The sequence below is a fragment of the Pseudomonas sp. SDO5271_S396 genome, from assembly GCF_054071795.1.
Genome location: NZ_JBSVWB010000116.1, coordinates 1 through 1,037, shown reverse-complemented (window position 1 = coordinate 1,037; position 1,037 = coordinate 1). Strand labels below are relative to the sequence as shown.

Annotated in this window: 1 protein-coding gene; it reads right to left on the bottom strand. The window is 60.0% G+C overall.

Annotation, left to right across the window (positions count from 1 at the left end; all coding sequences use genetic code 11):
- Positions 1-1,037: ribonucleotide-diphosphate reductase subunit beta (locus tag ACW9IN_RS30090; RefSeq protein ID WP_457369240.1), on the bottom strand; the 1,037-nt coding region annotated here is incomplete at both ends.

The window sequence follows — 1,037 nt, the reverse complement described above, 5'->3', positions numbered from 1 at the left end:
TCTTTCTTCAAGTCCATGATCTCGCTCATCCACGGGAACGGGTTGGTGGTCCCTGGATACTCTTCCTTCAAGCCAATCTGCGACAGACGACGGTTGGCGATGAACTTGAGGTAGTCCTCCATCATCGCCGCGTTCATGCCCAGCACGCCGCGCGGCATGGTGTCGCGTGCGTATTCGATCTCCAGCTGAGTCCCTTGCAGGATCATCTGGGTCGCTTCTTCCTTCATCTCGGCATCCCACAGGTGTGGGTTTTCGATCTTGATCTGGTTGATCACGTCGATACCGAAGTTCAGGTGCATCGACTCGTCGCGCAGGATGTATTGGAACTGCTCGGCCACGCCGGTCATTTTGTTGCGGCGGCCCATGGAGAGGATCTGGGTGAAGCCGCAGTAGAAGAAGATGCCTTCCAGCACGCAGTAGTAGGCGACCAGGTTGCGCAGCAGCTCCTTGTCGGTCTCGACGGTGCCGGTTTCGAACTTCGGATCGGAGATCGAACGGGTGTATTTCAGGCCCCAGGCCGCCTTTTTGGCGACCGATGGGATCTCGTGGTACATGTTGAAGATTTCGCCTTCATCCATGGCCAGGGATTCGATGCAGTACTGGTAGGCGTGGGTGTGGATCGCTTCTTCGAAGGCCTGGCGCAGGATGTACTGGCGGCACTCCGGGTTGGTGATCAGGCGGTACACGGCCAGCACCAGGTTGTTGGCGACCAGGGAGTCGGCGGTGGAGAAGAAGCCCAGGTTGCGCATGACGATGCGGCGTTCGTCGTCGGTCAGGCCTTCGGGGTTTTTCCACAGGGCGATGTCGGCGGTCATGTTGACCTCTTGCGGCATCCAGTGGTTGGCGCAGCCGTCGAGGTACTTCTGCCAGGCCCAGTCGTACTTGAACGGCACGAGTTGGTTGAGGTCGGCGCGGCAGTTGATCATGCGCTTTTCGTCGACGGCGACGCGGGCGGAGGCGCCTTCGAGTTCGGCGAGGCCTTCGGCGATGTCGAGTTTGTCGAGGGCGGCCTTGGCGCGGATGATGGCGGCGGAGTC